Here is a 1,727-nt window from a genome sequence, read left to right on the forward strand (position 1 = left end):
TGTGTCTGTTGTTTGAGAACTCAATAGTGTGCCAAGTTTGTTGATACCGATTATGTATGTAATTGGTTGATTGTGCCGAATCGTGCCGCCCCTGTGGTATTGGTTTGGTGTTTTTAGCTGGTTTCAAATTTTGTGCAGCCTTTGCCGCCGTTATTTCCGGTGGTTTTGGTTGTGTCTGTTTTACTTCAACGGAGAGTTTGATCCTGGCTCAGGATGAACGCTGGCGGCGTGCTTAACACATGCAAGTCGAACGATGAAGGGAGCTTGCTCCTGGATTAGTGGCGAACGGGTGAGTAACACGTGAGTAACCTGCCCTTGACTCTGGGATAAGCCTGGGAAACTGGGTCTAATACCGGATATGACTGACCGTCGCATGGTGGTTGGTGGAAAGCTTTTGTGGTTTTGGATGGACTCGCGGCCTATCAGCTTGTTGGTGGGGTAATGGCCTACCAAGGCGACGACGGGTAGCCGGCCTGAGAGGGTGACCGGCCACACTGGGACTGAGACACGGCCCAGACTCCTACGGGAGGCAGCAGTGGGGAATATTGCACAATGGGCGCAAGCCTGATGCAGCGACGCCGCGTGAGGGATGACGGCCTTCGGGTTGTAAACCTCTTTCAGTAGGGAAGAAGCCGCAAGGTGACGGTACCTGCAGAAGAAGCGCCGGCTAACTACGTGCCAGCAGCCGCGGTAATACGTAGGGCGCAAGCGTTATCCGGAATTATTGGGCGTAAAGAGCTCGTAGGCGGTTTGTCGCGTCTGCCGTGAAAGTCCGGGGCTCAACTCCGGATCTGCGGTGGGTACGGGCAGACTAGAGTGATGTAGGGGAGACTGGAATTCCTGGTGTAGCGGTGAAATGCGCAGATATCAGGAGGAACACCGATGGCGAAGGCAGGTCTCTGGGCATTAACTGACGCTGAGGAGCGAAAGCATGGGGAGCGAACAGGATTAGATACCCTGGTAGTCCATGCCGTAAACGTTGGGCACTAGGTGTGGGGGACATTCCACGTTTTCCGCGCCGTAGCTAACGCATTAAGTGCCCCGCCTGGGGAGTACGGCCGCAAGGCTAAAACTCAAAGGAATTGACGGGGGCCCGCACAAGCGGCGGAGCATGCGGATTAATTCGATGCAACGCGAAGAACCTTACCAAGGCTTGACATGAACCGGTAAGACCTGGAAACAGGTCCCCCACTTGTGGTCGGTTTACAGGTGGTGCATGGTTGTCGTCAGCTCGTGTCGTGAGATGTTGGGTTAAGTCCCGCAACGAGCGCAACCCTCGTTCTATGTTGCCAGCACGTGATGGTGGGGACTCATAGGAGACTGCCGGGGTCAACTCGGAGGAAGGTGGGGACGACGTCAAATCATCATGCCCCTTATGTCTTGGGCTTCACGCATGCTACAATGGCCGGTACAAAGGGTTGCGATACTGTGAGGTGGAGCTAATCCCAAAAAGCCGGTCTCAGTTCGGATTGGGGTCTGCAACTCGACCCCATGAAGTCGGAGTCGCTAGTAATCGCAGATCAGCAACGCTGCGGTGAATACGTTCCCGGGCCTTGTACACACCGCCCGTCAAGTCACGAAAGTTGGTAACACCCGAAGCCGGTGGCCTAACCCCTTGTGGGAGGGAGCTGTCGAAGGTGGGACTGGCGATTGGGACTAAGTCGTAACAAGGTAGCCGTACCGGAAGGTGCGGCTGGATCACCTCCTTTCTAAGGAGCACCTACAAC

Annotated in this window: 1 rRNA gene; it reads left to right on the forward strand. The window is 55.2% G+C overall.

The window, feature by feature from the left end:
- The first annotated feature begins 185 nt into the window (after positions 1 to 185).
- A 16S ribosomal RNA gene (locus ACTHQS_RS20930) occupies positions 186 to 1,709 on the forward strand.
- Positions 1,710 to 1,727: the final 18 nt, after the last annotated feature.

Source organism: Arthrobacter sp. SAFR-044 (assembly GCF_051965175.1).
In the GTDB taxonomy this organism is placed as follows: Bacteria; Actinomycetota; Actinomycetes; order Actinomycetales; family Micrococcaceae; genus Arthrobacter.